The sequence below is a fragment of the Pseudoxanthomonas sp. genome, assembly GCF_036845285.1.
Taxonomy (GTDB): Bacteria; Pseudomonadota; Gammaproteobacteria; order Xanthomonadales; family Xanthomonadaceae; genus Pseudoxanthomonas_A.
Genome location: NZ_DAIUEE010000008.1, coordinates 117456 through 140482 on the forward strand (window position 1 = coordinate 117456; position 23027 = coordinate 140482).

The window sequence follows — 23027 nt, forward strand, 5'->3', positions numbered from 1 at the left end:
AACGAAAAGGCCCGGCAATGCCGGGCCTTTTCTCTCTTGCGCGCGCCGTCAGGACAACCAGTCTTCCACCGCGTCCAGCATCTGCCGGCGGCTGAAGACGAAGTCCCACATCGTGCCGCCCATCTGGCGCCACAGGACCGCCGAGCGCACGGCGGCGAGCAGGATCGCGCGGATCTCCGCGACCACGCCAGGCTGCCCGAGGTAATGCGGGTTGCCCTGGACCATCACGCGTGGGCGCAGGTGGCTGATGGTGTCGGCGTACAGGCCGCCGAGCGACGAGAGGACGTCGGGGTGCGCGCTGCCCTGCTGTTCCGCGCGTGGGGCGATCTCCGCCAGGCCGCGTGTCACGGCGTGCACCGTGTCGTCTTCGCGGACGAACCGGCGCTCGAGTTGCAGCACCGACATGGCCAGGCGGGGCAGGCCATCGTCCTGCGCCTCTTTCGCCAGATAGCCGCGCAGGACGCGCAGGCCCGGTGTGATGTCGCCCACGCGGCCGTATACGGCCAGCGGCGTCGACGCGTCGATGCGGAACACACTGTCCAGCACGGCCTGCACGGCGGCACCTTCGGACTGGCCGGTGTCGGCGATGCGGCGCACCTGGTGGAGGGCCTGCGCCAGCCCGGCAAGGGCCAGCACGCGGTCGGAATATCGATTGCTCAAGCTGCTTGCTCCGCAAGTTTCATTTCAAGGGGTGCATCCGTCCGTGCGATGACGGCGCCACCCAGGCATTCGTCGCCAGCGTAGAGGACCAGCGACTGTCCCGGCGTGACGGCGCGTTGCGGCTGCAGGAACCGCACCGACACGCTGCCATCCTCGCGGACGTCCACCTCGCAGGCTTCGTCGGGCTGGCGGTAGCGTGTCTGCGCCGTGCAGCTGAAGCGATCCGCAGGCGGATGGCCGGCGATCCAGTGGGCGTCTTCGGTCCACAGCCGCGTGGACATCAGGTAAGGACTCTGCGTGTCCTGGTCGACGTACAGCACGTTGCTGGCGACATCCTTGCCGACGACGTACCACGGTGCCTGTGGACGGCCGCGCACGCCGCCGATCTGCAGGCCTTCGCGCTGGCCCAGGGTGAAATAGAACACGCCCGGATGCTCGCCGATCACCTGGCCCTGCGGATCGCGCATCTCACCCGTGCGCGCAGGCAGGTAGCGCCCGAGGAACTCGCGGAAATCGCGCTCGCCGATGAAGCAGATGCCGGTGGAATCCTTCTTGTCGTGGGTCTGCAATCCCGCCTCGCGCGCCATGCGGCGCAGGTCGGTCTTCTGCAGCTCACCGATCGGGAACAGCGTCGCCGACAGCTGCGCCTGGCCCAGCTGGTGCAGGAAATAGCTTTGGTCCTTGCCGCGGTCCACACCGCGCAGCAGCCGCCAGCGGCCGCCCTGCCGGTCCACGCGGGCGTAGTGGCCGGTGGCGATCTTCTCGGCGCCCAGTTCCCGGGCCGCGTCGAGGAAATGCTTGAACTTCACTTCGCGATTGCACAGCACGTCCGGATTCGGCGTGCGGCCGGCGGCGTACTCGGCAAGGAAGTGTTCGAACACGCCCTTCCAGTACTCGCCCGAGAAATCGCGGAAGTGGAAGGGGATACCCAGACGGCCGCAGACCGCGACCGCATCGCGCCGGTCGTCCTCAGAGCGGCAATCGCCGCTGCCATCGTCGGCCCAGTTCTGCATGAAGAGTCCCGCGACAGGTTCACCCTGCTGCACCAACTGCAGGGCCGCGACCGACGAATCCACGCCACCGGAAATACCCACGACGATGCGCGGCGCACTCATGCGATCTGCTGCAGCGTGGACAGCGGAGAGCGGCGACCCGACAGGTAGTCCTGCACGACCTGCCATACCAGCGGACTGCGGTGCCGGTCGGACTGGGCCTGCAGTTCGGCTGGGGTCAGCCACAGCGCCTGGACGATGCCGTCATCGAGTGGCCGCTCGGGCAAATGCCGCACCGGATCGGCGGCAAACGCGAAGCGCAGGTAGTGGCGCCCCGTTTCCGCCTTCCACTGGTAGGCACCGATGAATGCCGTGGGCGCGACCTCCCAGCCGGTTTCCTCCAGGGTCTCGCGGCGGGCGGCTTCCAGCAGGCTCTCGTCCGGCTCCAGGTGGCCGGCGGGCTGGTTGAACACCAGTCGGCCCTGCGCACGCTCTTCCACCATCAGCAGCCGGCCGTCATGGACGACCACCGTGGCCACGGTGACGTCCGGTTGCCAGAAGCGTCCTTCGCGGTAGCTCACTTACAGCTCGTCCTTGTCGCCGGAGAGTTGGATCTCCTGGTTGTCCGCCGTTTCCGACGCGATGTCCATGGCCGCTTCCAGCGCCGCCGCATCCACACTGTCGGGCAGCTTGATGACGAAATACAGCACGTCGCCCGAAATCTCCCAGCTGCCGATCTTCTTGCTGCGGCTGTCGGCGAGTAGCGCCAGCGCCTTGCTGCCGTCGATCCCGTCCGCCGCCACGCGACCGGCGGGCGAGAAGACTTCGCGCACGCTGATGCCATTGACCTGTTCGGCACGGCCGGAAACGAACACCAGCTGTGTGCGGTTTTCCTGCTTGTAGGAATACGTGACCTTGTAGTCGCCGTCCTCGTCCACCTCGAACTGGATGCCGCGGGCCTTCAACCGGGCATCCACCGAGGCATCGGCGGCATGCGCCGGCATGGCGAGGGCGGCGGTGCACAGCAGCAGGGCGGCAGGCAGTCGGAACGGCATCGGTTTCATGGGCGGCTCGTGGAGGAGGGATGGCGCATTGTGGCCGGCGTCACGCATGGCGTCCATGCGTGCAAAGGCGGCGGGCGCATATAATTGGCGCATGCCCCGCAAGAACGAAAACGAACGCGACCACGGCCTGATGGTGGAGACCAGCCGGCCCGAGGTCGCACCGCCGCCCCTGTACCAGGTCCTGCTGCTCAACGACGATTACACCCCGATGGATTTCGTGGTGACGGTGCTGCAGCAGTTTTTCGTCATGGACCTGGAGAAGGCCACCCAGGTCATGCTGCACGTGCATACCCGCGGTCGCGGCGTCTGCGGGGTGTACACCCGCGAGGTGGCCGAATCCAAGGTGGCCCAGGTCAACGAGTTTTCCCGTATGAACCAGCATCCCCTGCTGTGCACGATGGAGAAGTCCTGACGGGGACCGGCGCAGGGATGCCGGACGGATACGGGGGTGGGGGCATCGCCGCAGGGAACAAGGCAACGATCCCTGAACACTGAAATCCGGTAGGGTGATGGAAAACCGCCCGCCAAGCCGCATATTGTCGGCATAGGCCCCGGAGGCAACCATGTTCAGCAAAGATCTCGAGCAGACCATCGGCCAGTGCTACAAGCGCGCCCGTGAAGCTCGGCACGAATTCATGACCGTCGAGCACCTGCTGCTCGCCCTGCTCGAAAATCCCTCGGCGCAAGCCGTCCTGAAGGCGACGGGCGCCGACGCCCATCGCCTGCGCGCCGACCTGGAGCAGGCCATCGAGGCCTCGGTATCGCGGCTGGCGGAAGACGATGGCCGCGACACGCAGCCGACGCTCGGCTTCCAGCGCGTCCTGCAGCGCGCCGTCTACCACGTGCAGTCCTCGGGCAAGAAAGAGGTTACCGGCGCCAACGTACTCGTCGCGATCTTTGGCGAGAAGGACTCGCACGCCGTCTACTTCCTCAACCAGCAGGACGTGACCCGTCTCGACATCGTCAATTACCTGTCGCATGGCATCGCCAAGCAGGGCGAGGAGAACGATGCCGTCGGACAGCCGGAGAGCGAGGGCAAGGCCGAGGGTGGGGAAGGCGAGGGCAAGGGCGATGCCCTGACCGAGTTCGCCAGCAACCTGAACGACATGGCGCGCCAGGGCCGGATCGATCCCCTGGTGGGTCGCGGCGACGAAATCGAACGGACCATCCAGGTCCTGTGCCGCCGCCGCAAGAACAACCCGCTGTATGTGGGCGAGGCCGGCGTGGGCAAGACGGCGCTGGCCGAGGGCCTGGCCAAGCGCATCGTGGAAGGTGAGGTGCCGGACGTGCTGCTGGACGCGGTCATCTATTCGCTGGACCTCGGTGCGCTGGTGGCCGGGACCAAGTATCGCGGCGATTTCGAGAAGCGCCTGAAAGGCGTGCTGGCGTCGATCAAGAAGATCCCCGGCGCCATCCTGTTCGTCGACGAAATCCACACGATCATTGGTGCCGGATCGGCCAGCGGCGGCACGATGGACGCGTCGAACCTGATCAAGCCGGCGCTGGCGTCGGGTGAGTTGCGCTGCATCGGTTCGACCACGTTCCAGGAGTACCGCGGCATCTTCGAGAAGGACCGTGCGCTGGCGCGCCGCTTCCAGAAGATCGACATCGTCGAACCGACCGTGGGCGAGACCTACGAGATCCTCCAGGGCCTGAAGCCGAAGTACGAATCGCATCACGGCGTGACCTATGCCGACGATGCGTTGCAGGCGGCGGTGGACCTGTCGGTGAAGCACATCGGCGATCGCCTGCTGCCTGACAAGGCCATCGACGTCATCGACGAAGCCGGCGCACGCCAGCGCCTGTTGCCGGAAGGCGCGCGCAAGGAACTGATCGACGTCGAAGAGATCGAGACGATCGTCGCCAAGATGGCACGCATCCCTGCGAAGCAGGTGTCCTCGTCCGACAAGGACGTGCTGCAGCACCTGGAGCGCAACCTGAAGATGGTCATCTTCGGGCAGGACCCGGCGATCGAAACACTGGCTTCGTCGATCAAGCTGGCACGCAGCGGTCTGGCCAATCCGGAGAAGCCGATCGGCAATTTCCTGTTCGCCGGACCCACCGGCGTCGGCAAGACCGAGGTGACCAAGCAACTGGCGTTGCAACTGGGCATCGAACTGGTGCGCTTCGACATGTCCGAGTACATGGAGCCGCATTCGGTCAGCCGCCTGATCGGCGCGCCTCCGGGTTACGTCGGCTTCGACCAGGGCGGCCTGCTGACGGAGAAGATCGTCAAGACACCGCATTGCGTGTTGCTGCTCGACGAGGTGGAGAAGGCGCACCCGGACATCTTCAACATCCTGCTGCAGGTCATGGACCGCGGCGTGCTGACGGATACCAACGGTCGCGAAGCGAACTTCAAGAACGTCATCCTGGTGATGACCACCAATGCGGGTGCCGCGCAGGCGTCGCGCCGCACCATCGGCTTCACGCAGCAGGATCATTCGACGGACGCGATGGAAGTGATCCGCCGCAGTTTCACCCCGGAGTTCCGCAACCGCCTGGATGCCATCGTGCAGTTCCAGGGCCTCGGCTTCGATCACATCCTGCGGGTGGTGGACAAGTTCGTGATCGAACTGGAAATGCTGCTGCAGGAAAAGCACGTCAGCCTGTCGGCCACGCCGGCGGCGCGCGACTGGCTGGCCCAGCACGGTTTCGACCCGCTGATGGGCGCACGGCCGATGGCCCGCCTGATCCAGGACAAGGTGAAGCGTCCGCTTGCCGACGAGTTGCTGTTCGGCAAGCTGGTCGACGGCGGCCGCGTCAGCATCGATGTCCGCGATGGCGAACTGATGGTCGACGCGCAGGCGGAGCCGGAGCGGTTGCTGCCGGCGACGGTAGCGTGATCTCCCGTTGCCCGTAGTCGGTTGAAACGAAAAGGCGGCCCAATGGCCGCCTTTTCACTTAGCCCGTACCCGTTCAGCGCGACGCACGCTTCTTGCGTTTGGCGAATTCATCGGCTGTCATCGTCTCCACCGATGCGACGCGGCAGGTGTCGCGCGAGGTTCTGACCCGTGTGTCGACTGCGCAGAGGCGGTTGGGCTGGCCGCCCGTGCTGATGTCGATGCGTGGCGTGATCAGGATGGAGTCGCAACTGTGCTGGAATGCGACCTTGTAATGGTCATCCCCGTTGCGGAGAAAGAACTGCTGGCCTCCACCGGCACGCACGATCTCCTGATCGTTTCCCAGGTCCACGCAGTCGGTAATGGCATCGCCGGCGAAAGCGGCCACGGGGGCAATGGCCAACGCCAGCGTCAGCAAGGTTGAAGGGGCGCGAAGGAGGCTCATGGTGGCTTTTTTCCGGTCTGCGCCCGGGAGTGGACGCTGCGCCATGCTGAAGCCCGCACGCTTCACGCCGAATCTGCCTTAGGTCGGCGTGACTACCGGCCCGGTGCCGGTAGTCATGGAGCGGGGCATGCATCCATAACGAGAAAAGCGGCCAATGGCCGCTTTTCAATCAATCGCTTGTCAAGCTTATTTCATGCGATAGGTGATTCGACCCTTCGTGAGGTCGTAGGGGGTCATTTCGACCTTCACCTTGTCGCCGGTCAGGATGCGGATGTAGTTCTTGCGCATGCGGCCGGAGATGTGGGCGATGATTTCGTGCCCGTTTTCCAGCTTGACCCGGAACATGGTGTTGGGCAGCGTCTCGGCAACGGTGCCTTCGAATTCAATGGAATCGTCTTTCGACATGTATGCCTGTGCTGTGCCGCAAGGGATGGCGGGTGCCATGAAGCCGCGCATTGTACGCCAGCTACGCCCCGGGTGCAAAAATTCCGTTATGGCGCCGGGGCTTGCGACAGCGAACTGGCGGCCAGCGCGCCGAATCTCCCGGTCCAGGCACCTTCCGTGGGGGGCAGGTCGACCAGGCCGGCGACCTGCTCCAGGAAGGTCTCGCGGGGTACGAGGCTCCCACCCAGCGAATGCAGGTGGTCGTTCTCCACCTGTGCGTCGATCAACGGCCAGCCCCATTCGCGCAGGCGCACGGCGAGCGCAGCGAGCGCGACCTTCGATCCACCGGAGCGGCCACTGAACATGCTTTCGCCGAAGAACATCCGGCCAATCGCCACCCCGTAGATGCCGCCTACCAGGTCGCCACCGTCGAAGACCTCGACCGAATGCGCGTGCCCCTGCCGATGCAGGTCGATGTAGGCCTGCCGCATGCCCGAGGTGATCCAGGTGCCGTGCTGCCCCGGTCGCGGCGCCAGTGCACAGGCGCTGATGACCTGCTCGAAGCAGGTGTCAGCGCGGATCTGCCAGGTGCTCTGCTTCAGTGCGCGGCGGAAGCGGGACGACAGGCGCACGCAATCGGTGCGGAACACCATGCGGGGGTCGGGCGACCACCACAGCGGCGGCTGCCCCGGCGAAAACCACGGAAAGATGCCGTGCCGGTAAGCATTGAGCAGGCGCGGCAGAGAAAGGTCGCCGCCGATCGCCAACAAACCGTCGGGGTCGCGCATCGCGCTGCCGGCGGGCGGGAAGGGCGCGTGTGGATCGGAGGGAAGGACGAACGGCCGTTGGCGCATGCCGGGATTGTAGGCGGCAACCCGCGGGCGTGACGCAGCGCCTACTCCCGGCGTTTGAACGGTGTGTGCACCCGCAGGGTATCGGCGTAGCGGCGGACGGCTACGGCCTCTTCCGTACACCAGCGCGCCAGCGCCTCCGAGAAGTCCGGGAGCGCGATCCAGTGCCGCGAATGGACCAGGGTCGGCAGGAAGCCGCGCGCGATCTTGTGCTCGCCCTGCGCGCCCGGTTCGAACCGCGTCAGCCCTTCGCGCAGGCAGTAGTCGATGCCCTGGTAGTAGCAGGTCTCGAAGTGCAGTCCCGGTACGCTGGACACCGCGCCCCAGTAGCGACCGTACAGGGTGTCGCCACCGCGCAGGCACAGGGCCCCGGCGATCGTCTGCCCGCGCTGCTCGGCCAGGAACATCACCAGGTTGCGCGGCATCGCCGACGCGAGATGCCGCAGGAACGCGAAGGTCAGCGCGGGCGAGTTGCCATAGTCGTGGAAGGTCTGCCGGTAGAAGTCGAACATGGCCTGCAGGTCGGCCCGGCCTGCCTCGTCGCCATGCACGGTGCGGAACGTCACGCCGGCGCGCTGCACTTTCGCGCGTTCCTGGCGGATGTTCTTGCGGTGCTTGTGGTCGAAGTCGGCCAGGAAGCCGTCGAAGTCGCGCCAATGCCCCGGATTCAGCCAGTGGTACTGCACATCGATGCGCGGCAGCCAGCCGTCGGGAAAGCGGGCGTCCTCCGTCGCCGTGAGGAAGTTGACGTGGGCCGAGGAGAGGCGCTGCCGTGCCGCGTGCTGCTCGATCGCGGCCAGCAGGGCGCCACGATGGTCGTCGTCCATAGCCAGCAGCCGTGGTCCGGTGACCGGCGAGTAGGGCACGCCGCACAGCCACTTCGGGTAGTAGTCGAGTCCGTGCTGCGCGTACGCGTGCGCCCAGGCGTGGTCGAACACGAACTCCCCGTGCGAGTTTCCCTTCAGGTAGCCGGGCGCCGCCGCGACCAACCGGTCTCCGTCCCACAGCGTGGCATGGTGCGGTGTCCAACCCCAGTCTTCGCGCAGGCAACCGTGGGCTTCCAGGCCTTGCAGGAAGGCATGGCAGACGAACGGGTTGCGCCCGTCGTGCAGTGCGTCCCAGGCGGGCGAGGGCACATCGGCGAGCGAGGGAAGGAAGCGGACGTCGGCCATCGGTACCGATGCTACGGACGAAGGTCCAGCAGGTCGATGGTGGGTGGATTGAACAACCGCATCGGCAAGCCGACCTCGCCCGTCCCGACCGTGGTGTAGACCCGCACGCGACCCGCCGGCGTACGCAGGTACTGTTCGCTGCGGTCGAAGCCGTAGCGGCTGGGAATCACCTGCTTGTACAGCCAGGGGATGCGGATCTGGCCACCGTGCGTGTGACCCGCCAGCACCAGCGTGGCCCGGGTGGGATCCAGCCCGATCGCGCTGTCCGGGTTGTGGGTCAGCACGAGGGTGGGAGCGCTGCCAGGCATCACCGGCAGGAATTCTGGATCGTCCTTGCCGGCCCAGCGATCGCCCAACCCGGCCAACCGAAAGCCACGCAGCGTCACCATCCGGCCTTCGATCACCTCGACGTTGTGCGCCGTCAGCGCGGCGCGCAGCTCTACGTCGATGTCTGGCCCCGGCGCCTGCTGGTCATGGTTACCCAGCACCGCATACGCCGGCAGACGCAGCCCGGCAAGCGGCGCGAACATCGCCTGCAACGACGCGCCGTCGGGTTCGTACGTGAAGTCGCCGGCGATCGCCACCGCATCGGCCTGCAGCGTGTTGATTCGGTCCACCAGCCGTTGCAGGTAGGCGGTGTCCTTGTAGACGCCCAGGTGGAGGTCGCTGATCAGCACCAGCCGCGCCGTTGCACCCGTGCCGGACAGCACGGTTTCCTGCACCCGCATGCGCTGCGGCTCGACGAAGCGCGCCCACGCGAACAGCAGGCAGCCCACCAGCATCAGCATGACGAGCCAGCGGCCACGCCGTGTGCGCAGCCGCCACACCAGCCACGCCACGCAGGGCCAGACCAGCCAGCTTCCGTAGAACAGGCCGTGCTTGATCAGCAGCGTGTCCATCCGCGGAGGGGCCGTAGCCCGGCTCAGCCGTCCTTGTCGAGGAACCGCTCCGCGTCCAGCGCCGCCATGCAGCCGAAGCCGGCCGATGTGATGGCCTGGCGGTAGTGCTGGTCGGTGACGTCGCCGGCCGCGAACACGCCCGGGATGGTCGTGGACGTCGCATTGCCCTCGATGCCGGAGCGGATCTTCAGGTAGCCGTTGCTCATGTCCAACTGGCCTTCGAACAGACCGGTGTTGGGGGTATGGCCGATGGCGACGAAGAAACCATGTACATCGATGTCGCGCGTGCCGCCGTCCTGCACCGACCTCACCCGGATGCCGGTGACGCCGGCATCGTTGCCCAGTACTTCGTCGACGGTGTGGTGCCACACCGGCTCGATCTTGCTGGCCTGGATCTTGGCGAACAGCTTGTCCTGCATGATCTTCTCGGCGCGCAGCGTGTCGCGGCGATGCACCAGGTAGACCTTGCGGGCGATGTTGGACAGGTACAGGGCTTCTTCCACGGCGGTGTTGCCGCCGCCGATCACCGCCACGTCCTGGTCACGGTAGAAGAAGCCGTCGCAGGTCGCGCAGGCGGACACGCCGCGTCCCTTGAACTTCTCTTCCGACTCCAGGCCCAGGTACTTGGCGGTGGCGCCGGTGGCGATGATCAGCGCGTCGGCGGTGTATTCGCCGCTGTCGCCGATCAGCTTGAACGGGCGCTTGGACAGGTCGGCGGTATGGACGTGGTCGAAGATCACTTCGGTTTCGAACCGTTCCGCGTGCGCCTGCATGCGCGCCATCAGGTCCGGACCCATCAGGCCGTGGGCGTCGCCGGGCCAGTTGTCCACTTCCGTCGTGGTCATCAGCTGGCCGCCCTGTTGCAGACCGGTCACCACGACCGGCTTGAGGTTGGCACGGGCGGCGTAGACGGCAGCGGTCCAGCCGGCGGGGCCGGAGCCCAGGATCAACAGGCGGCAGTGCTTCGAAGTGCTCATGTATACTCGCGAAAAGGTGGTGATCGGGCAGGCAACGACGCGCTGGCGCATCGTCCGCAGGCACATAGAGTGGCGTTGCGTATCCGGCGAATCAAGGCACGCAGATGGAAAGCGGTGATGCAGGCCGTGCCCGGGATCGATCAAACGAAGACGCTGCGCGACCGCGCGGCGTTTTTGCTATCCGGGTTCCGCCCATCGCCGTCCGTGACCGGATAGCCCCGCTGTTGCGGGACACACGATTCGTTTACTATCAATCACTAACAGAAATTTCCTAAGGTCTGGTCCAAAGGTGGCGAAGCAGCTCCCGGACAACGGCAAATCCAAGGCTGGCAACGCGGCCGCGCGCAAGCAGGCGGCGCCGCCGAATCCTCGCCGCCAGCGGTTGTGGCGCGATCTCGCGCTGATCGCCATTGCGCCCTTGCTGCTGTATCTGCTGGCCAGCCTTTTCACGTTCTCGCCGCAGGACCAGAGCTGGTCGCAATCCGGCAGCATCACCGCGCCGGTGCACAACATGGGGGGTCTGGCCGGCGCGTACCTGTCGGCACTGTTGCTGTCACTGTTCGGCTACGTCGCGTTCGTGCTGCCACTCATTCTCGGCGCCATCGCGTGGATCGCCCTGTTCGGCCTGGATACCGACGGCGATGGACAGCCGGACCTGGGGCCAGCCTTACGCCTGATCGGCATGGTGGCGTTCCTCATCTCGGCAACCGGCCTGTTGTTCATGCGGGGCGTGCCTGCCGAAGCGCTCACGGACGGGGCGGGCGGCATCCTCGGCACGCTGGTCGGCAAGTCGTTGCTGAAGCTGTTCGGCGGACTGGGCGGCAACCTGTTCCTGCTGGTGCTGTTCCTGACCTCGGTGACGCTGGCGACCGGGCTGTCGTGGTTCGCGGTGATGGAGCGCATCGGCAAGTATGTGTTGATGCTGCCGGACCTGTTCCGTCGTGGCAGCCAGCAGGCCAACGAGTGGCAGCAGACCCGCGCGATGCGCGAGGAGCGCGAGGTCGTCCGCAAGACCGATGCCGTGGCCCGCGCCAAGCGCGAGCCGGTCAAGATCGAGCCGCCCGCGCCGGCGGTGGTCGAAAAGAGCGAACGCGCGAAACGCGAGCAGCAGATCCCGCTGTTCCACGGCACCGGAGGTGACGAATCCGGCCTACCGCCGCTGTCGCTGCTGGACGATCCCAAGCCGCAGACCAAGGGCTACTCCGAGGAGACGCTCGAGACCCTGTCGCGGCAGATCGAATTCAAGCTCAAGGACTTCCGCATCGACGTGCAGGTGGTCGGCGCCTACCCGGGTCCCGTCATCACGCGCTTCGAGATGGAGCCGGCACCGGGCGTGAAAGTCAGCCAGATCAGTTCGCTGGACAAGGACATCGCCCGCGGGCTGTCGGTGAAGTCGGTGCGCGTGGTCGATGTGATCCCCGGCAAGTCGGTGATCGGCCTGGAGATCCCGAACACCAGCCGCGAGATGATCTTCCTGTCGGAACTGCTTCGGTCCAAGGAATACGACAAGTCCGGCAGCCCGTTGACGCTGGCGCTCGGCAAGGACATCGCCGGTCGCCCGACCGTGGCCGACCTGGCGCGCATGCCGCACCTGCTGGTCGCCGGCACCACCGGCTCGGGCAAGTCGGTGGCGGTGAACGCGATGGTGCTGAGCCTGCTGTACAAGGCCTCGCCGAAAGACCTGCGCATGCTGATGATCGACCCGAAGATGCTGGAACTCAGCGTCTACCAGGGCATCCCGCACCTGCTGGCGCCGGTGGTCACCGACATGAAGGAGGCCGCCAACGGCCTGCGCTGGTGCGTGGCGGAGATGGAGCGCCGCTACAAGCTGATGAGCGCGGTGGGCGTGCGTAACCTGGCCGGCTTCAACAAGAAGGTCAAGGATGCGATGGACGCGGGCCAGCCGCTGATGGATCCGCTGTTCAAGCCGAACCCGGACCTGGCCGAAGCGCCGCGCCCGCTGGAGCCGATGCCGTTCATCGTCATCTTCATCGACGAATTCGCCGACATGATGATGATCGTCGGCAAGAAGGTCGAAGAACTCATCGCGCGGCTGGCGCAGAAGGCACGCGCCGCCGGCATCCATTTGATTCTGGCCACGCAGCGGCCATCGGTGGACGTGATCACCGGCCTGATCAAGGCGAACATCCCGACCCGCATCGCCTTCCAGGTCAGCTCGAAGATCGACTCGCGCACCATCCTCGACCAGTCCGGCGCGGAGACGCTGCTCGGCCACGGCGACATGCTGTACCTGCCGCCAGGGACCGCGATGCCGGAGCGCATCCACGGTGCCTTCGTCAGCGACGAGGAAGTGCATCGCGTGGTCGAACACCTCAAGGCCAGCGGCAGCGCCGACTACATCGAGGGCGTGCTGGAAGAGATCCAGACGATGGGCGACGGCATCGAGGTCGGCCCGACCGGCCTGCCGGAATCCGGCGGCGGTGGCGGCGACGAGTCCGATCCGCTGTACGACGAGGCGGTGAAGATCGTCACCGAGAGCCGGCGTGCGTCGATCTCCGGCGTGCAGCGCCGCCTGAAGATCGGCTACAACCGCGCCGCGCGACTGATCGAGGCGATGGAAGCGGCCGGCGTGGTGACGCCCCCCGAACACAATGGCGACCGCCAGGTCCTGGCGCCGCCTCCGCCGCGCTGATCCAGCGCCGTGAAAGCTGGTCGTGGGAGCGACGTCAGTCGTGATGGGGCGTAGTGGCAGCTCAATCGCGACTGACGTCGCTCCTACAACCGCCGGGCGCCCACCCCCCGTTCAGTTTTGTCCGGCCACACTCCGCCCAACGTCATCCACCCCGGAACGCACCATGCTCCGCACCGCACGCTACGCCTTGCTCACCACCGCCCTGTTCGCCACCACGGCCTTCGCCGGTGCGCGCGATGAGTTGAAGACGTTCACCACCGGCCTCAAGGGACTCGATGGCCAGTTCACCCAGAAGGTCTACGACGGCGGCGGCAAACTCAAGGAAAGCTCGAACGGTCGCGTCGCGCTGTCTGCACCGCGCCTGTTCCGCTGGGAATACAACAAGCCGTACGAGCAGCTGATCGTGGCCGATGGCAAGCAGGTGTGGGTCTACGATCCCGACCTGCAGCAGGCGACCGTGCGCGAGCAGGGCATCGAGGAAGAGAACAGCCCGCTGGCCGCGCTGATCGACCCCGGCAAGCTGGACCAGCAGTTCAATGTCGCCGAGGCCGCAGGGCAGGGTGGCGTGCAATGGCTGACGCTCACGCCGAAGCAGGAAGGCGACGCCAGCTTCCAGACCGCGCGCCTCGCGTTCACGGGCGGGCAGCTGGTGAGGATGGAAGTGAAGGATGCCGTAGGTCAGCGCACCGAGATCAGCTTCAGTGGCTGGAAGCGCAACCCGACGTTCGCCCGCGGCACGTTCGCGTACGCGCCGGCGAAGGGCGTGGACGTCGTCGGTGGTCCGTAACCGGCTTCCATGGCCGGGACGCTAGAATGGGCGCGTGCCCAGAGCGTCCCGTCCTTCCCCTGATTCGCCCGACCTGTTGAGCGTCGACACCAGCGCGCTGCGGCCGCTCGCCGAGCGCATGCGTCCGCGCACGCTCGACGAGATGGTCGGTCAGCGGCGACTGCTGGCGCCGGGCAGCGCCCTGCGCCGCGCGGTCGAATCCGGCCACGTGCATTCGATGATCCTGTGGGGGCCGCCGGGCTGCGGCAAGACGACGTTGTCGTTGTTGCTGGCGCGCTACGCCGATGCCGAGTTCAAGGCGATTTCGGCGGTGCTGTCGGGCCTTCCCGAGGTGCGGCAGGTCCTGGCCGAGGCGGCGCAGCGCTTCGCCGGAGGGCGGCGCACGGTGCTGTTCGTCGACGAGGTGCACCGCTTCAACAAGGGCCAGCAGGATGCGTTCCTGCCACATATCGAACGCGGCACCATTATCTTCGTCGGTGCCACCACCGAGAACCCCTCGTTCGAACTGAATTCGGCGTTGTTGTCGCGCTGCCGCGTGCACGTGATGGAAGCGGTATCGCCCGATGACATCCGCCAGGCGCTGCGCGCCGCGCTGGAGGATACGGAGCGGGGGCTGGGCGGGCTGGCGGTGCAGGTCGACGACGAGGCGTTGCTCGAAATCGCCACCGCCGCCGATGGCGACGTGCGTCGCGGGCTTACCCTGCTGGAAATCGCCGCCGAACTGGCTGCCGACGAAGGCGGGCACATCACCCCGCAGACACTGGTGCAGGTGCTGGCGGACCGCACGCGCCGTTTCGACAAGGGCGGAGAGCAGTTTTACGACCAGATCTCGGCCCTGCACAAGTCGGTACGCAGTTCCAATCCCGACGGCGCCGTCTATTGGCTGGCGCGCATGCTGGATGGCGGCTGCGATCCTGCCTACCTGGCACGGCGGATGACGCGGATGGCCGTGGAAGACATCGGCCTGGCCGATCCGCGCGCGCTGCAGATGGCCATCGATGCGTGGGATACGTACGAGCGGCTCGGCAGTCCGGAAGGCGACCTGGCGCTTGCGCAACTGGTGATCTACCTGGCCAGCACGGCGAAATCGAACGCCGGGTACATGGCCTTCAACGCGGCCAAGGCCGATGTGCGCGAGTACGGCACGCAGGACGTACCGATGCACCTGCGCAATGCGCCGACCAAACTGATGAAGTCGCTCGGCTACGGTACCGGCTACCAGTACGACCACGATGCGGAAGGCGGCATCGCGCTGGACCAGACCGCATTCCCGGATGCGATGGGTGAGCGCACGTACTACGCGCCGGTCGAGCGCGGGCTGGAAATCAAGCTGAAAGAAAAACTCGACCGCCTGCGCGCTGCGCGCCAGGCGGCCCGCCGGCAGGCCGGTCGCGACGACTGAGTCTTTCCAGAGGATACGACGCATGCCGGTGCAGGCCTGGGTGTGGTGGCAGCAACTGTTGCTGGTGATGGCCGGTGGCGCATTGGGTGCCGCGGCGCGGTACTGGCTGGGTGGCGTGCTGTTGCGGCAACTCGGTAGCGGATTCCCGTGGGGCACGTTCGCCGTGAACATGATCGGCTCGCTGGCCGTCGGGTTCCTCGCAATCTGGCTCGAAGGCCGAGGCCCATCGGCGTTGTACTGGCGTGCCTTCCTGATCGTCGGCGTGCTGGGCGCGCTGACCACGTATTCCGCCCTGATGGTGGAGTGCCTGCTGTTCGCGCGGACCGACCGGCATGGCGCCGCGCTGGGGTACCTCGCCATTACGCTGTTCGCCGGATTGCTGCTGGTGTGGCTGGGTGCACGCCTTGCCGACATGGTCCGTGCACCTGCCTGGTAGGCCGTCAACACGCGTCGGCGGCATGTCGGCCACCTGCCTCTCCATGCGACCGCTGCCATTCCGGACGGACGAGCGGTCTTTGGCAGAACGAAAATTTAACCTTGCGCGCGGGCACGGCTAACGATTGCCGTGCAAGTGTGACCCGCGTCGCTTTTTAGGGGCTTCCCCTGGGTCCCGGAGCGACGACAAGGAGACTCAACATGTGCACACGCAAGACTCTGATCGCGTCGGCGGTACTGCTGGCGCTCGGCATGACGGGACAGGCGTTCGCCCAGCAGACCAACACCGAGAACGGGGATGGCGATGACATCCTGGTCAATCTCGATGCGGACATGAGCAACCACAGCACCAACACCGACAACTCGAACAACAGCGACAACTCGGACAATTCCGACAGCTCCAACCACAGCGACAACAGCACGCACGACGGCGACAACCGCAACAACCGCGGTCGCGCCAGTGCGGAAGGCTACGGGTCCACCGCCGCCAACAATGGCAGCACGGCGACCTCGACGTTCTCCAACTCCTTCAACCACAGCAAGGCCGTCGCGGAGACCCGCCTGGAAGGCAGCGTCTCGGGCGTGATCGTGCACGATATCGGCAACGTCGCCCGGAACTGGGGCAATGCCAACGGCGGAAGCGGCGGTCGCGGCGGTGCCGGCCATGGCGGCGACGGCTACGGTGGCGAAGCCGGCGGCGGCAGCGGCAGTGGTGGCGACGGCGGCAACGGTGGTGCCGGCGGTAACGGCGGCAGTGGCGGCAGTGCCAGCATCGGCGATGCGACGGCGGGCGATTCGTCCAACGGCAGCGCCAGCATCGGCGACGCGACGGCCGGGAACGGCGGACGTGGTGGCAACGCCAACGATATCCGCGGCGCGAATGGCGGCGATGGCCGCGGCTGGGGCGGCGGAAGCGATGCGACGGCCGGCAATGGACGGGGCCGTGGCGGCGACGCCGGTGGCTGGGGCGGTGATGGCGGTGGCGCGACCGGTGCATCCGGCGGCGATGCCGGCAGCGCCAGTGGCGATACCGGCGCGATCGCAGGCGCATCCGGTGGTGATGCGGGGGCCGGCAGCGGTAATGTCCGCGAGCGCGGCGCCGGTGATGGCACCAGTGGTGACGGCATGGCGACCGGTGGTGCGGGCACGTCGGGCGACGCGACCTCGACCGGCGGTGCGAGCACCGCGACGGCGGGCGCCGGCACCTCCGGCGATGCGACCGGTACCGGCGGCGCCGGCGTGGGTACGGGCGGTGCTGGCTCCGGCACGGGCGGCGACGCGATGGCCAGCGGTGGCGCAGGATCGGGCACCGGTGGTGCAGGCGGCACGTTGACCGCGACGGCCGGCAACGGAGGTAATGGCGGCGATGCCAGCAACGGCGATGCCACCAACGGCAGCGCTTCGTCCAGCGCCAGCAACGGCGATGCCACGGCCGGCAACGGCGCCAGTGGTGCGGTCGGCGCGACCGGCGGTGCTGGAGGTGTCGGCAACGGCGGCGACGGCATGGGCGGCGACGGCAACGGCGGCGTCGGCAACGGTGCAACCGGTGGTGCAGGCGGCGCAGGCGGTTCCGTGGCGGTCGATGCCGGCACGTTCGACATGTCCAACACCATGTCCAGCGTCGGGCAGTCCGCCGCCGGCATCATGGTGGCGGCGCAGAACAGCGGCATGGCCTCGCTGATCCAGCAGGGCATCACCGTGCAAGCCAACCTGACCGTAGGCCCATAAGCGCTCCGCGGGTGACCTGGCCTTCATCGGCCGGGCACCGCACGCGGACGCAGGCGCCCCGCTGACCGGCGGGGCGCCGATGGCCGCGTGGTGGACGCATGGCAAGGGAGACCGACCATGCTTACGCACCACCAGGCCGGGCTGCGCTTGGCAGCCTGGGGATTGCTCGTCGTCGCGTACGGGGCGGCGGCGGAAGACGCGACACCACCGCTGCACGTTTCACCGACGCTCGATGCCGAACTGCCGACGCCCGACGTGCCCGCCATCGCCGTCAGCGAACTCGGTCGCGCGGTCGCCGCCGACCGGCTGTCGATCCTGCGCGGAGGCGATGCCACCCACACCGACAATCTCATCCAGGTGGATGGCTCGGTCGACGGCAACACGGCGCACCACATCACCAGTGGCACGAACAGCATCGCCGATGGCGCCTTCACCAACGCCAGCGGCATCAACACGGTCATCCAGAACACCGGCAGCAACGTGCTGATCCAGAACGCGATGATCGTCAGCGTCGATTTCACCGGCGGGCCGCCATGAACCGCCATGCCCGGCACAGGCGATGGCTGGCGTGGGCGGCACTGGCCGGCGCGCTTGCCGTGCTTGGCGGTGCATCGGCGGCGACCAGCGACCTGCGCGTGCCGGGCGGCGCGTACAGCGTGCGCTTGACCAGCCTGAAAGAGGGCCGCTTCAGGACCACGCTGCCGCAGCAATACGACTTCAGTTGTGGCTCCGCCGCCACCGCGACGCTGCTGACCCATCAGTACGGGCATCCTGTCAGCGAAGTGGACGTGTTCGTGCAGATGTACAACAACGGCGACCAGGCGCGCATCCGCAAGGAAGGCTTCTCGCTGCTGGACATGCGCCGCTACCTGCGGTCGCAGGGCTACGAGGCGGACGGCTTCGAACTGCCGCTGGACAAGCTGCAGCAGGAGAACGTACCGGCCATCGTGCTGCTCAACGACCGCGGCTACCGCCACTTCGTCGTGGTGAAGGGCCTGCGCAACGGCCGTGTACTGCTGGGCGACCCGGCACGCGGGACACGGGCGATGCCGCGCTCGCGCTTCGAGGCCCTGTGGGACAACCGGGTGATGTTCGTCGTGCACAACCAGCGCGACCGCGCCCGCTTCAACCAGGCCCGCGACTGGCAGACCGCACCTCCGGCGCCGCTCGACATGGGAATCCAGCGCGATGGCCTGCGCAACATCACCGTCCCACGGCGCGGTCCGGGAGACATCTGACATGGACTGGAACGCGCACGGGCCATCGCGCTTCGCGATCCTGCTGACGGCACTGCTGTCTCCCGCGGGCGTGTGCGGGCAGGGCAGCGAACTGGGCGCCGAGTGGCAAGCGGTCGATCCCGGCCGGCTGGCGCAGATGCGCGGCGGCTTCCAGATGCCGTCCGGCCTGATGCTGTCGTTCGGCATCGAGCGGGTCGTTTTCCTCAATGGCGAACTGACCGCGCGCATCGCCGTGCAGATTCCGGACGTGGCCCGCATCACCCCGGAGCAGGCGCAGGCGCTGGCCGACTTCAATCGCGGGCTGGTCGTGCGGATCGGCGACGGCAACCGCTTCGATCCGGCGCAGGCCGCCGGTGGGCTGGTCATCCAGAACACGCTGGACGACCAGGACATCCGCACGCTCACCCGCGTCGAAGTGGGCGTCGACACGCTGGGTGCTTACCAGAACCTCAATGCCAGTGGCGCGTTGACCGATGCGCTGATCCGTGCGCCCGGCGGGCCGTGACACGCGTGCCTGCACCTCGCCACCGAACCGAGACAAGGGGAACGCCATGAAAGGGACGTCGTTCATCGAAGTGGCACCACTGGCACTGGCCGTGGGCCTGGGTGTGCAGGCGGGGCAGGCGCGGGCACAGGAGCCGCCGGTTGCAGCAGCCCCGCCCTTGCCCATTCCCACGCAACCCTACGAGATCACCGCCGACGCGCGGCTGGATGCCCTGCAGCGGCAGCTCAACGAACAGACCCAACGCCTGCAGCAGATGCGCGAGCTGATGCAGGCGCAGGAGCAGCAGATCTTCAGCCTGCAGAATGCGTTGAACGACGAGATCCTGGCCAATGCACGCGCACGCGGCGCTCCCGCGCCGGTCATCGTGCCGTCGTTGAACCAGGCGCCGACGTTCCGCGATGCGCCCGCGGGTTCGCCAACCTACATCGTCGTCGGTCCGGCACCGGCATCCGCTTCCACACCGGCGACAGGCGACGCTGTGGCCACCCAATACACCGGCACGCAGGCCGCACAGGCCGCACAGGCGCAGACTGCACCGGCCACCGCCGGCGATGCACAGGCGCCTCAGCGTGTGGGGCAGGCGCCGGAGAGCGATTCGCGGCCGCCGGAAGTCGCGCAGATCTTCGACCAGCCCGGCGTGCTCACGCCCAAGGGCAAGCTGGTGCTGGAACCGGCCATCCAGTACGGCTATTCCGCCAACGACCGGGTGGCGCTGGTCGGCTACACCATCATTCCCGCGATCCTGATCGGCCTGATCGACGTGCGCCAGGTCAAGACCACCACGGCCGTCGCCACGCTGACCGGCCGCTACGGCCTGAGCAAGCGCATGGAACTGGAAGCCAAGCTGCCCTACGTCTACCTCCACAGCGACACCGTGAGCCGCGAGATCTTCACCGGCTCCGCGCAGGACCGCGTGTTCAATGCGCGCGGCAGCGGCCTGGGCGACGTGGAACTGACCGGCCGCTACCAGCTCAACCGTGGCGGCGCCGACAAGCCGTTCTACATCGCCTGGCTGCGCTACAAGAGCCGCACGGGTCGCGACCTGTTCGACGTGACCACCGACTGCGTGACGCGCTGCGTTGCCAACACCACCGGCACCGGCCTGCCGCTGGACCTGCCCACCGGCAGCGGCTTCAATGCGGTGCAGCCCGGCGTGACCTGGCTGTACCCGTCCGATCCCGTGGTGTTCTTCGGCAGCCTCAGCTACCTGCACAATTTCAAGCGCAGCGATGTGTCGCGTCGCGTGCTGGGCGGACAGACCGAGTTCCTCGGCGACATCAAGGCCGGCGACATCCTCGGCTTCAATCTCGGCATGGGTCTGGCGCTCAACGAAAAGGCCGCCATCAGCCTCGGCTACGACACCAGCATCGTCGGCAAGACCAAGCAGAACGGAGAGGAGGTCGCCGGTGCGGTGCGCACCACGCTCGGTACGCTGCTGCTCGGCGGCACCTACCGCTTCAGCGATCGCATGTCGCTCAACGTCGCACTCGGCGTCGGCATCACCCGCGACACGCCGGACATGACCTTCACCGCGCGCTTGCCGATCAACTTCTGAGCAGGCGCATCAGCCGGCCCGGCCCTGCCACCACAGCCACAGGGCAGCGGCCAGCAACAGCCATTCGACCACCGCAAGCGCCAGCGTCGCGGGCTCCACCGGCCACCAGCGCAGCAACCCGATGCCGCGGTAGAGCACGATCGGCAGATACAGCGCCATGGCCAGTACCAGGCCGGTCCGGAATTGCTGGCTCCATGCGAACCACGCGAACAGGAACGTGAGCCCCACCTGCAGGCCGCCGTAGATGGTCAGGTATTCCACCTGGCCGGACCGGCTGAGCGAGGTGTAGCCCACGGCGGCCGCCGTGCGCGCCGGTGCGAACGTGCACCAGCCCGCGAGCAGCAGGTAGATCGCGGCATTGAGATAGAGGTAGGCCGCCGTCATGGGGCATCTCCGCGGGAACGAGAGCTTCTTCTCGCATGGCGTGGGGTGATGGGGCAGTGAACGCGGGGAGAATCCCCACGGCAAGCGGCGGTGTCCTCCGATCACGCCAACCTCCGGAGCGGCGGGATGCTGCGGGCTCCTTCCTGCAGGAGCGCGTCATGTCCCGGTCCATCCATGGTGTGTGGCGCATCGCGCTGGCGTGCGTGCTTGTCTGCCCGAGCGTCTCCGCCTGGGGCAGCGATCCCGTCCACAAGTGTCGTGGCCAGGACGGGCAGACGCACTATCAGGCGGCGCCCTGCACGGCGACCCAGCGGACCGAATGGGTACGCGAGTTTCCCGTCGATCCACCCGCGCCGGCGGCCACTGCGCGCATGCCACCGGCCTCTCCCGCGCCGGGCCATGCGGATCGTCCGCGCCGGCTGGGCGGCAGCGGCACGCGCCGCCGGCAGGCGTCACCGACCGGTGCCGTGATTTCGATGCACCGCGATGCCGTTGCCTGCGAGCGCGCGAAGCAGGTGCGGGACCAGGCGCATGCGCGCCTGGGACTGAAGCGCGATTTCGCGACCAGTCGCAAGCTCGACGATCGCGTCAGCGAAGCCTGCCGCTGACCGCTGGGATCAGATCGTGCGCGAGAACCGGGGCGCTTCGGGTGCCGGTGCCGCCGGCAGGTAGCGGTCGAAGCACATCGCGATCACGCGCAGCAGCAACCGTCCTTTCGGCGTGGCCTGGAAGCCGACCCGCGTGAAGGTCAGCAGTCCATCGTCGGCCAGCGCCTGCAGGCGGGGCAGGGCGGCGGCGAAGTAGTCGGCGAAACTGATGCCGAAGCTGCGGCCGATGCGAGCGTAGTCGAGGCGGCCGTGGCACATCAGTTCCTGGATGACCTCGGCACGCAGCACGTCGTCGTGATCCAGCGGCATCCCGCGCCAGACCGGTAGGCGACCATCGTCGATGGCGCGCTCCCAACTGGCGATGTCACGCGGATTCTGGCTGAAGCTGTCGCCGATATGGCTGATCGAACTTACCCCGAAGCCGATCAGGTCGCTGTCCGCATGCGTCGTGTAGCCCATGAAGTTGCGGTGCAGGTCGCCGCGTTCCTGCGCACGCGCCAGTTCGTCGCCGGGCAGGGCGAAGTGGTCCATGCCGATGTAGACATAACCCGCTGCCACGAGACGCTCGATCGCGCATTGCAGCAGTGCCAGCTTCTGCTCCGGATCGGGCAGATCCTCCGGGGAGATGCGTTGCTGCGGCTTGAACAACTGGGGCAGGTGCGCGTAGCTGTAGACCGCGATCCGGTCGGGACGCGCGCCCACCACGATGTCGAGCGTCCGCTCGAAGCCCTCGCGCGTCTGTTTCGGCAGGCCGTAGATGAGGTCGATATTGACCGAGCGCATGCCATGGTCGCGGCATGCGGCCACGATCGCCAGCGTCTCGTCGACGCCCTGGACGCGATTGACCGCCTTCTGCACCTTGGGATCGAAGTCCTGTACGCCCAGGCTGGCGCGATTGAACCCCACGCGCGCAAGTTCACCGATGTCGGCAGGGGTGACGAAACGCGGATCCAGTTCGATGGAGAAATCCATCGTGCCGGCCGCCGCAAAGCTGAACTGGCTGCGCAACTCGGCCACGCAGTCGGCGATCTGCGCGGGAGTCAGGAAATTGGGCGTGCCGCCACCGAAATGCAACTGCACCACCGGCCGCCCGCTGTCGAACAGCGGCGCCATGTGCGCGATCTCGCGGTACAGGTAATCCAGGTAGAGGTCGCTGCGTGCCTTGTCGCGCGTGATCACCCGGTTGCAGCCGCAGTAGAAGCAGGGGCTAGTGCAGAACGGGATGTGTACGTACAGCGACAACGGTCGCGCGTGTTCCTGCCGGTTGGTCGCTGCGGCGTGGTCGCGCAATTCCTGTGCACCGAAGGCGGCACTGAACTGCGGTGCTGTCGGATAGGAGGTATAGCGCGGACCCGGCGTGTCGTAGCGCCGCAGCAGGTCCGCATCGAACAGCGGGGAGGGGGAGACGATGCCCATGGCGCACAGGCTAGGGTGCGCCTCGTTCC

24 protein-coding genes are annotated in these 23027 nt (G+C 67.1%); 12 read left to right on the forward strand and 12 right to left on the reverse strand.

What is annotated here, in order from left to right:
• Positions 1-48: 48 nt before the first annotated feature.
• The 4 genes from hflD to V7060_RS11800 are packed head-to-tail and all read right to left on the reverse strand — an operon-like array spanning position 49 to position 2716.
• On the reverse strand, positions 49-660 hold the full coding sequence (hflD, locus tag V7060_RS11785) for a high frequency lysogenization protein HflD (protein WP_334179435.1): 612 nt from the start codon (positions 658-660) through the stop codon (positions 49-51).
• Positions 657-1775 (reverse strand): tRNA 2-thiouridine(34) synthase MnmA, encoded by a 1119-nt coding sequence (gene mnmA / locus V7060_RS11790; RefSeq protein ID WP_334179436.1) that lies wholly within the window; start codon positions 1773-1775, stop codon positions 657-659. Before mnmA ends, hflD begins: the two co-directional genes overlap by 4 nt.
• The gene (locus V7060_RS11795; RefSeq protein WP_334179437.1) at positions 1772-2233 is read right to left on the reverse strand and encodes an NUDIX hydrolase; all 462 of its coding nucleotides are present in this window, start codon (positions 2231-2233) and stop codon (positions 1772-1774) included. The genes mnmA and V7060_RS11795 overlap by 4 nt, the downstream gene beginning before the upstream one ends.
• A complete protein-coding gene (locus V7060_RS11800; RefSeq protein WP_334179438.1) occupies positions 2234-2716 on the reverse strand; it encodes a hypothetical protein in 483 nt (160 codons plus the stop codon).
• Between the two features lie 91 nt (positions 2717-2807).
• On the opposite strand from V7060_RS11800, the gene clpS reads away from it, so the two are divergent.
• Both clpS and clpA read left to right on the forward strand, forming a co-directional pair.
• Complete coding sequence (gene clpS / locus V7060_RS11805; RefSeq protein ID WP_055943165.1) at positions 2808-3128, forward strand: ATP-dependent Clp protease adapter ClpS; 321 nt, start codon at positions 2808-2810, stop codon at positions 3126-3128.
• Positions 3129-3279: 151 nt separating this feature from the next.
• Entirely contained in the window at positions 3280-5562 is a 2283-nt protein-coding gene (gene clpA, locus V7060_RS11810) for an ATP-dependent Clp protease ATP-binding subunit ClpA (protein WP_334179439.1), read from the forward strand.
• A 73-nt stretch (positions 5563-5635) separates the two neighbouring features.
• Here clpA and V7060_RS11815 read toward each other — a convergent pair whose 3' ends face one another.
• The 6 genes from V7060_RS11815 to trxB form a co-directional block, all read right to left on the reverse strand.
• Positions 5636-6070, reverse strand: coding sequence for a hypothetical protein (locus tag V7060_RS11815; RefSeq protein ID WP_334179440.1), 435 nt, complete (start codon positions 6068-6070; stop codon positions 5636-5638).
• Between the two features lie 120 nt (positions 6071-6190).
• Complete coding sequence (gene infA / locus V7060_RS11820) at positions 6191-6409, reverse strand: translation initiation factor IF-1 (RefSeq protein ID WP_055943174.1); 219 nt, start codon at positions 6407-6409, stop codon at positions 6191-6193.
• An 86-nt stretch (positions 6410-6495) separates the two neighbouring features.
• Positions 6496-7242 (reverse strand): leucyl/phenylalanyl-tRNA--protein transferase, encoded by a 747-nt coding sequence (aat, locus tag V7060_RS11825; protein ID WP_334179441.1) that lies wholly within the window; start codon positions 7240-7242, stop codon positions 6496-6498.
• A 41-nt stretch (positions 7243-7283) separates the two neighbouring features.
• Positions 7284-8411 (reverse strand): GNAT family N-acetyltransferase, encoded by a 1128-nt coding sequence (locus tag V7060_RS11830; RefSeq protein ID WP_334179442.1) that lies wholly within the window; start codon positions 8409-8411, stop codon positions 7284-7286.
• 11 nt (positions 8412-8422) lie between these two features.
• Entirely contained in the window at positions 8423-9310 is an 888-nt protein-coding gene (locus V7060_RS11835) for a metallophosphoesterase (protein WP_334179443.1), read from the reverse strand.
• Between the two features lie 23 nt (positions 9311-9333).
• Complete coding sequence (gene trxB / locus V7060_RS11840) at positions 9334-10287, reverse strand: thioredoxin-disulfide reductase (RefSeq protein ID WP_334179444.1); 954 nt, start codon at positions 10285-10287, stop codon at positions 9334-9336.
• Between the two features lie 289 nt (positions 10288-10576).
• Between trxB and V7060_RS11845 the strand changes: the two genes are divergently transcribed.
• The 9 genes from V7060_RS11845 (at position 10577) to V7060_RS11885 (ending at position 20590) form a co-directional block, all read left to right on the forward strand.
• Positions 10577-12940, forward strand: coding sequence for a DNA translocase FtsK 4TM domain-containing protein (locus tag V7060_RS11845; protein WP_334179445.1), 2364 nt, complete (start codon positions 10577-10579; stop codon positions 12938-12940).
• A gap of 163 nt (positions 12941-13103) precedes the next feature.
• On the forward strand, positions 13104-13727 hold the full coding sequence (gene lolA, locus V7060_RS11850; RefSeq protein WP_334179446.1) for an outer membrane lipoprotein chaperone LolA: 624 nt from the start codon (positions 13104-13106) through the stop codon (positions 13725-13727).
• Between the two features lie 34 nt (positions 13728-13761).
• Positions 13762-15129, forward strand: coding sequence for a replication-associated recombination protein A (locus V7060_RS11855; RefSeq protein WP_334179447.1), 1368 nt, complete (start codon positions 13762-13764; stop codon positions 15127-15129).
• Between the two features lie 28 nt (positions 15130-15157).
• Positions 15158-15565 (forward strand): fluoride efflux transporter CrcB, encoded by a 408-nt coding sequence (gene crcB, locus V7060_RS11860; protein WP_334179478.1) that lies wholly within the window; start codon positions 15158-15160, stop codon positions 15563-15565.
• A gap of 200 nt (positions 15566-15765) precedes the next feature.
• Positions 15766-17292, forward strand: a complete 1527-nt coding sequence (locus V7060_RS11865) for a hypothetical protein (RefSeq protein WP_334179448.1) — start codon at positions 15766-15768, stop codon at positions 17290-17292.
• A 117-nt stretch (positions 17293-17409) separates the two neighbouring features.
• The gene (locus V7060_RS11870) at positions 17410-17829 is read left to right on the forward strand and encodes a hypothetical protein (RefSeq protein WP_334179449.1); all 420 of its coding nucleotides are present in this window, start codon (positions 17410-17412) and stop codon (positions 17827-17829) included.
• Positions 17826-18530 carry a C39 family peptidase gene (locus V7060_RS11875; protein ID WP_334179450.1) on the forward strand — a complete coding sequence of 235 codons (705 nt, stop codon included), beginning with the start codon at positions 17826-17828 and terminating at the stop codon, positions 18528-18530. The genes V7060_RS11870 and V7060_RS11875 overlap by 4 nt, the downstream gene beginning before the upstream one ends.
• 1 nt (position 18531) lies before the next feature.
• The gene (locus tag V7060_RS11880) at positions 18532-19035 is read left to right on the forward strand and encodes a hypothetical protein (RefSeq protein WP_334179451.1); all 504 of its coding nucleotides are present in this window, start codon (positions 18532-18534) and stop codon (positions 19033-19035) included.
• Between the two features lie 46 nt (positions 19036-19081).
• Positions 19082-20590: a transporter gene (locus tag V7060_RS11885; RefSeq protein WP_334179452.1), complete on the forward strand. Its 1509-nt coding sequence runs from the start codon at positions 19082-19084 to the stop codon at positions 20588-20590.
• A gap of 9 nt (positions 20591-20599) precedes the next feature.
• Here the strand turns inward: V7060_RS11885 and V7060_RS11890 are convergent, their stop codons facing one another.
• Positions 20600-20974: a DUF4345 domain-containing protein gene (locus tag V7060_RS11890; protein WP_334179453.1), complete on the reverse strand. Its 375-nt coding sequence runs from the start codon at positions 20972-20974 to the stop codon at positions 20600-20602.
• A gap of 158 nt (positions 20975-21132) precedes the next feature.
• On the opposite strand from V7060_RS11890, the gene V7060_RS11895 reads away from it, so the two are divergent.
• On the forward strand, positions 21133-21582 hold the full coding sequence (locus tag V7060_RS11895; protein WP_334179454.1) for a hypothetical protein: 450 nt from the start codon (positions 21133-21135) through the stop codon (positions 21580-21582).
• A gap of 9 nt (positions 21583-21591) precedes the next feature.
• On the opposite strand, the gene hemN is transcribed toward V7060_RS11895, so the two are convergent.
• A complete protein-coding gene (gene hemN / locus V7060_RS11900) occupies positions 21592-22998 on the reverse strand; it encodes an oxygen-independent coproporphyrinogen III oxidase (RefSeq protein WP_334179455.1) in 1407 nt (468 codons plus the stop codon).
• Positions 22999-23027: the final 29 nt, after the last annotated feature.

Bases quoted from the DNA above. Each gene is read 5' to 3' on its own strand.
- mnmA (WP_334179436.1), bottom strand. From the start codon at position 1,775: ATGAGTGCGCCGCGCATCGTCGTGGGTATTTCCGGTGGCGTGGATTCG.
- V7060_RS11800 (WP_334179438.1), bottom strand. From the start codon at position 2,716: ATGAAACCGATGCCGTTCCGACTGCCTGCCGCCCTGCTGCTGTGCACC.
- clpS (WP_055943165.1), top strand. From the start codon at position 2,808: ATGCCCCGCAAGAACGAAAACGAACGCGACCACGGCCTGATGGTGGAG.
- clpA (WP_334179439.1), top strand. From the start codon at position 3,280: ATGTTCAGCAAAGATCTCGAGCAGACCATCGGCCAGTGCTACAAGCGC.
- infA (WP_055943174.1), bottom strand. From the start codon at position 6,409: ATGTCGAAAGACGATTCCATTGAATTCGAAGGCACCGTTGCCGAGACG.
- aat (WP_334179441.1), bottom strand. From the start codon at position 7,242: ATGCGCCAACGGCCGTTCGTCCTTCCCTCCGATCCACACGCGCCCTTC.
- V7060_RS11830 (WP_334179442.1), bottom strand. From the start codon at position 8,411: ATGGCCGACGTCCGCTTCCTTCCCTCGCTCGCCGATGTGCCCTCGCCC.
- V7060_RS11835 (WP_334179443.1), bottom strand. From the start codon at position 9,310: ATGGACACGCTGCTGATCAAGCACGGCCTGTTCTACGGAAGCTGGCTG.
- trxB (WP_334179444.1), bottom strand. From the start codon at position 10,287: ATGAGCACTTCGAAGCACTGCCGCCTGTTGATCCTGGGCTCCGGCCCC.
- lolA (WP_334179446.1), top strand. From the start codon at position 13,104: ATGCTCCGCACCGCACGCTACGCCTTGCTCACCACCGCCCTGTTCGCC.
- V7060_RS11865 (WP_334179448.1), top strand. From the start codon at position 15,766: ATGTGCACACGCAAGACTCTGATCGCGTCGGCGGTACTGCTGGCGCTC.
- V7060_RS11870 (WP_334179449.1), top strand. From the start codon at position 17,410: ATGCTTACGCACCACCAGGCCGGGCTGCGCTTGGCAGCCTGGGGATTG.
- V7060_RS11875 (WP_334179450.1), top strand. From the start codon at position 17,826: ATGAACCGCCATGCCCGGCACAGGCGATGGCTGGCGTGGGCGGCACTG.
- V7060_RS11880 (WP_334179451.1), top strand. From the start codon at position 18,532: ATGGACTGGAACGCGCACGGGCCATCGCGCTTCGCGATCCTGCTGACG.
- V7060_RS11885 (WP_334179452.1), top strand. From the start codon at position 19,082: ATGAAAGGGACGTCGTTCATCGAAGTGGCACCACTGGCACTGGCCGTG.
- V7060_RS11890 (WP_334179453.1), bottom strand. From the start codon at position 20,974: ATGACGGCGGCCTACCTCTATCTCAATGCCGCGATCTACCTGCTGCTC.
- V7060_RS11895 (WP_334179454.1), top strand. From the start codon at position 21,133: ATGTCCCGGTCCATCCATGGTGTGTGGCGCATCGCGCTGGCGTGCGTG.
- hemN (WP_334179455.1), bottom strand. From the start codon at position 22,998: ATGGGCATCGTCTCCCCCTCCCCGCTGTTCGATGCGGACCTGCTGCGG.